Genomic DNA, 5,521 nt, shown 5'->3' on the forward strand with positions numbered 1-5,521 from the left:
CGGGCCGCCGGCACGAGTTTTCGGCCGCGCCGGGTCGCGCTGCTGCGCGGCTACCTCGCCGAATTGCGGGCGGGCCGCCCTTTCGTGCAGCCGCCGGGCTCTCCGCACGACGAGCCGACGTGACTCGCACAGCTCCGGCCCGTATGAGGACCCGGATATGCTGCCGCGCTGCCCGCCAGCCGGCTCCCGACGCGACATGATTTCCGAGCCTATCCGATGAGCGGCGTCAACGAGATCCGATCGACCTTCCTGGACTACTTCCGGGATGCCGGGCACGCGGTCGTGCCCTCGTCCTCGCTGGTGCCGAAGAACGACCCGACCCTGATGTTCACGAACGCCGGCATGGTGCAGTTCAAGAACGTTTTTACGGGTGTCGAGAAGCGACCCTATGTGAAAGCCACATCGTCGCAGAAATGCGTGCGGGCCGGCGGCAAGCACAACGATCTCGACAATGTCGGCTACACCGCGCGGCATCACACCTTCTTCGAGATGCTCGGCAATTTCTCCTTCGGCGATTACTTCAAGGCCGACGCGATCGAGCTGGCCTGGAGGCTGATCACCAAGGAGTTCGGGCTGACCCCCGAGCGCCTGCTGGTGACCGTCTACGCCGACGACGACGAGGCCGCGGGCCTCTGGCGCAAGATCGCGGGCTTCTCCGACGACAAGATCATCCGGATCGGCACGTCGGACAACTTCTGGCAGATGGGCGATACCGGCCCCTGCGGCCCCTGCTCGGAGATCTTCATCGATCAGGGTCCGACGCTCGCCGGCGGCCCGCCCGGCTCGCCGGACGAGGACGGCGACCGCTTCCTCGAATTCTGGAACCTCGTGTTCATGCAGTACGAGCAGGTCGAGCCGGGGGTGCGCAATCCCCTGCCCCGGCCCTCGATCGACACCGGCATGGGCCTGGAGCGGATGGCCGCGATCCTCCAGGGCGTCCACTCGAACTACGACACCGACCTGTTCCGCGCGCTGATCGATGCGGTGGCCCACGCCGTGTCCCGCGCGCCGGAGCCCGAAACGCGGGCTTCCTACCGCGTCATCGCCGACCACCTGCGCTCGACCTCGTTCCTGATCGCCGACGGCGTGCTGCCGTCGAACGAGGGCCGCGGCTACGTGCTGCGCCGGATCATGCGCCGCGCCATGCGCCACCTCGAACTGCTCGGCGCCCGCGACCCGGTCATGTACCGCCTCGTGCCGACCCTGGTGCGCGAGATGGGGCAGGCCTTCCCCGAACTCGCCCGCAACGAGGCGCTGATCTCCGAGACCCTGCGGCTGGAGGAAGGCCGCTTCCGTAAGACCCTGGAGCGCGGCCTCGCCATCCTCGACGCGGAGAGCCGTGATCTCAGCGCCGGCCAGAATCTGTCCGGCGAGACCGCCTTCACCCTCTACGACACCTACGGCTTCCCGCTCGACCTGACCCAGGACGCGCTGAAGGCCCGCGGCATCGGCGTCGACACGCACGCCTTCGACGCCGCGATGCAGCGCCAGAAGCAGGCGGCCCGCGCTGCCTGGCAGGGCTCCGGCGAGGCCGCGACCGAGACCGTCTGGTTCGGCATCAAGGAGCGCACCGGCGCCACCGAATTTCTCGGCTACGAGACCGAGAGCGCGGAAGCCGTGGTCGGCGCGCTCCTGCGCGAGGGCGCCGAGGTCGAGGCTCTGAAGGCCGGCGAGAGCGGCCTCGTCGTCGCCAACCAGACGCCGTTCTACGGCGAATCCGGCGGTCAGGTCGGCGACACCGGCACGATCACCGCGCCCGGCCTCGCGGCGCGCGTGACCGGCACGGAGAAGAAGCTCGGCGACCTGTTCGTGCATCACGTCACGGTCGACGAGGGTACGCTCGCCGTCGGTGCTGCGGTCGAGTTGAAGGTCGATCACGCCCGCCGGGCCGCGATCCGCGCCAACCACTCGGCCACCCACCTGCTGCACGAGGCCCTGCGTCAGGTGCTCGGCGATCACGTGGCGCAGAAGGGATCGCTCGTCGCGCCCGAGCGCCTGCGCTTCGACATCAGCCATCCGAAACCGATCGACGAGGCCGAGCTGAGCCGCGTCGAGGAGATCGCCAACGCGGTGCTGCTCCAGAACGCGCCGGTGGTGACCAAGCTGATGGCGGTGGACGAGGCGATCGAATCGGGCGCCCGCGCCCTGTTCGGCGAGAAGTACGGTGACGAGGTCCGCGTCGTCTCCATGGGCCGGCCGGTGGATGACGAGGGCCGCGAGGTCGAAGGCCGCCTGCCGAACTTCTCGATCGAATTGTGCGGCGGCACCCACGTGGCGCAGCTCGGCGAGATCGGCCAGATCACCGTGCTCGGCGAGAGCGCCGTCGGCGCGGGCGTGCGCCGGATCGAGGCGATGACCGGCAGCGCCGCCCGCCGCCATCGCGCCGCGGAGAGCCGCACGCTGAGCCAGCTCGCCGGCCTGCTCAAGGCACCGGTCGGCGACGTGCCGGACCGCCTCTCCGCCCTGATCGAGGAGCGCCGCCGGCTCGAGAAGGAGCTGACGGACGCGCGGAAGAAGATCGCCATGGGCGGTGCGTCGGGCGGCGGCGACGAGCCCCGCGAGGTCAACGGCGTGAAGCTCATGTCCCGCGTGGTCGAGGGCGTCGAGATGCGCGACCTGAAGGGCCTCGCCGACGAGGGCAAGAGCCGCCTCGGCTCCGGCATCGTCGCCATCGTCGGCGTCTCCGCCGACGGCAAGGCCGGGCTCGTCGTCGGCGTCACCGAGGATCTGACCGGACGTTACGATGCGGTCGGGCTCGTGCGCGCGGGCGCCGGCCATCTCGGCGGCAAGGGCGGCGGCGGGCGGCGCGACATGGCCCAAGCCGGCGGACCGGACGGCAACGGCGCGGAGGCGGCGCTTGCCGCCATCGCCGAGGCGCTCGCCGCGGCCTGATCCGCCCGAAAGACCGAAATCGAAAAACGTCTCCGCTCACGGAACGGTGAGCGGGTTCGCGGCTTGGTTGGCCGCGATCCCCGCCGCCGCCGAGCCGCCTGCCCGGCGCGCCCCGCTCCCGATCCGGCCCGCGCCGCATCGGGATGAGGCGTCAATCTTCCCGTGAGCCGATGAAACTCTTCCGCTGTCAGTCCTGCGACAACGTCCTCTATTTCGAGAACCGCACCTGCGGGCGCTGCGGCCACCGGCTCGCCTACCTGCCGCAGCTCGGCCGCATCTCGGCGCTGGAGCCGGCGGGCGACAACAATGCCTGGACCCCGCTCGCCGCGCCGGACCGACCGAGCTTCCTCTGCACCAACGCCGCGCACGACACCTGCAACTGGATGGTGCCGCCGGGCACCACCGACGCCTTCTGCCTCGCCTGCCGCCACAACGGCATCGTGCCGGACGTCGGCGATCCGGTGAATCTGGAGCGCTGGCGGGAGATGGAGCATGCCAAGCACCGGCTGTTCTACACCCTGCTGCGCTGGAACCTGCCGCTGAAGACCCGCGCCGAGGATCCCGATCACGGCCTGATCTTCAACTTCCTGGCCGATCCGCCGGATGCGAGCGGCCCGAAGGTGATGACCGGCCACGAGAACGGCATCATCACCATCGCCCTGGTGGAGGCCGATCCGGCCGAGCGCGAGAAGCGCCGCGCCGCCATGGGCGAGCCCTACCGGACGCTGCTCGGCCATTTCCGCCACGAGGTCGGCCACCATTACTGGGACATCCTCGTGCGCGACGCCGGCAAGCTGGAGCCGTGCCGGGCGGTGTTCGGCGACGATTCGCAGGATTACGGCGCGGCGCTCCAGCGCCACTACGACCAGGGCCCGCCGCCGAACTGGCAGGAGACCTTCGTCTCGGCCTACGCCACGACCCACCCTTGGGAGGACTTCGCCGAGACCTGGGCGCATTACCTGCACATCGTCGACACCCTGGAGATGGCCAGCGCCTTCGGCATGCAGGTCAAGCCCAAGGCCGATGTCGGCGGCGCGTTGGCCACCCGGGTCGATTTCGATCCCTATATGGCCGACAGGATCGAGCAGATCATCGATGCGTGGCTCCCCTTCGTCTTCGCCATGAACAGCGTCAGCCGGGCCATGGGCGAGGGCGACCTCTACCCCTTCGTCCTCGCCCCGCCCGTGGTGACGAAGCTCGGCTTCATCCACGACCTCGTGCACGGGCGGGTGTGAGACGGTTTCCGATTGATCGCCTCGGGCAGAGCATGGCCTGTCCCCTCCCCCTTGTGGGGAGGAGAGAGGCGGTAGTCGAACCGATCAGGCGGAAACCGTAAGCGGTCGTCCGCGTCGGATCGGTCGGGGGTCAGGCCCGCCCGGCCTCCGCCGAGAGCATGGCCGGGTCGATGCCGATCGCCTTGAGGACCTGATCGTACTTCGTGCCGAGTCCCGGATCGAAGATCAGCTCCGGGTCGGCCGGGCAGTTCAGCCAGCCGTTGGCCAGGATCTCGTTCTCGAGCTGCCCCGCCTGCCAGCCGGCATAGCCCAGCGCCAGCACGGCGTTCGAGGGGCCGCGCCCGTCGGCGATGGCCCGCAGGATCTCCACCGTCGCCGTGAGGCAGACGCCCTCGTCGATCTGCAGGGTCGACTGGTCGATATGGAAGTCGGCGGTGTGCAGCACGAAGCCGCGCTTGGCATCGACCGGGCCGCCCATCAGCACCGGCATATGGCCGACGCGCTCGCGCAGGCGGATCGCGTCGGACTCGCTGGCGATGTCGAGCTGGATCAGGAGATCCGGCATGTTCAGGTCGGCGACCGGCTTGTTGACGATGATGCCCATCGCTCCGTCCGCCGAGTGGGCGCAGAGATAGATCACCGAGCGCGCGAATCGTTCGTCGCCGATCCCCGGCATGGCCACGAGGAACTGGCCGTCGAGATAGGCCGGGTCTTTGAGCGAGGGGTCGGGTCTCTGCATCGGGCTATGCTAATGCGGCGGCCATCATTGATCCATAAGGCAAACGCACGCGCGGGCCGGGCGTGCCTCGACAGTGGCGCGAAGCGCGTCTAACGGTTCGAGGCTTTTTCCGAGGAGAGCACGGATGACGATTCAGGTTGGCGATCACCTGCCCCAGGTCACCTTCCGGGTGAGCGGGCCGGAGGGTCCGCAGGCCAAGACGACCGACGACGTGTTCAAGGGACGGCGCGTCGTGCTGGTCGGCGTGCCGGGTGCCTTCACGCCGGCGTGCCACCGCAACCACCTGCCGGGCTTCGTCGCCAAGCGCGAGGAGATCATGGCCCGCGGCGTCGACGCGATCGCCGTGACCTCGGTCAACGACATCTTCGTGCTCAACGCGTGGCAGCAGCAGAGCGGCGCCGAGGGCATCGAGTTCCTGGCGGACGGCAATGCCGAGTTCGCCAAGGCGATCGGCCTCGACATGGACGGCTCCGGCTTCGGCCTCGGGCCGCGCTCCCAGCGCTACGCGATGCTAGTGGATGACGGCGTCGTGCGCATCCTCAATGTCGAGGACACCCCGTCCAAGGCCGAGGTCTCGGGCGCGGAAGCGCTGCTGAAGGTGCTCTGACCGAGCCGGCGCGAACGAACCTCTCCCCTACGGATGTCGGGCTTGCCC

4 protein-coding genes are annotated in these 5,521 nt (G+C 69.3%); 3 read left to right on the plus strand and 1 reads right to left on the minus strand.

Features of this window, described 5'->3' with window-relative positions:
• Nucleotides 1–216 precede the first annotated feature (216 nt).
• A complete protein-coding gene (gene alaS / locus MFF42_RS12520) occupies nucleotides 217–2,892 on the plus strand; it encodes an alanine--tRNA ligase (RefSeq protein WP_238256044.1) in 2,676 nt (891 codons plus the stop codon).
• 170 nt (nucleotides 2,893–3,062) lie between these two features.
• Nucleotides 3,063–4,127: a zinc-binding metallopeptidase family protein gene (locus tag MFF42_RS12525; protein ID WP_238256045.1), complete on the plus strand. Its 1,065-nt coding sequence runs from the start codon at nucleotides 3,063–3,065 to the stop codon at nucleotides 4,125–4,127.
• 130 nt (nucleotides 4,128–4,257) lie between these two features.
• Here the strand turns inward: MFF42_RS12525 and MFF42_RS12530 are convergent, their stop codons facing one another.
• Nucleotides 4,258–4,866: a YqgE/AlgH family protein gene (locus MFF42_RS12530; RefSeq protein ID WP_238256046.1), complete on the minus strand. Its 609-nt coding sequence runs from the start codon at nucleotides 4,864–4,866 to the stop codon at nucleotides 4,258–4,260.
• Nucleotides 4,867–4,990: 124 nt separating this feature from the next.
• On the opposite strand from MFF42_RS12530, the gene MFF42_RS12535 reads away from it, so the two are divergent.
• Nucleotides 4,991–5,473, plus strand: coding sequence for a peroxiredoxin (locus MFF42_RS12535; protein ID WP_238256047.1), 483 nt, complete (start codon nucleotides 4,991–4,993; stop codon nucleotides 5,471–5,473).
• Nucleotides 5,474–5,521: the final 48 nt, after the last annotated feature.

The organism is Methylorubrum podarium, assembly GCF_022179745.1.
Classification (GTDB): Bacteria; Pseudomonadota; Alphaproteobacteria; order Rhizobiales; family Beijerinckiaceae; genus Methylobacterium; species Methylobacterium podarium.

What these genes read in the sequence shown, in the direction of transcription:
- alaS (WP_238256044.1), top strand. Translation starts at nt 217, where the DNA reads ATGAGCGGCGTCAACGAGATCCGATCGACCTTCCTGGACTACTTCCGG.
- MFF42_RS12525 (WP_238256045.1), top strand. Translation starts at nt 3,063, where the DNA reads ATGAAACTCTTCCGCTGTCAGTCCTGCGACAACGTCCTCTATTTCGAG.
- MFF42_RS12530 (WP_238256046.1), bottom strand. Translation starts at nt 4,866, where the DNA reads ATGCAGAGACCCGACCCCTCGCTCAAAGACCCGGCCTATCTCGACGGC.
- MFF42_RS12535 (WP_238256047.1), top strand. Translation starts at nt 4,991, where the DNA reads ATGACGATTCAGGTTGGCGATCACCTGCCCCAGGTCACCTTCCGGGTG.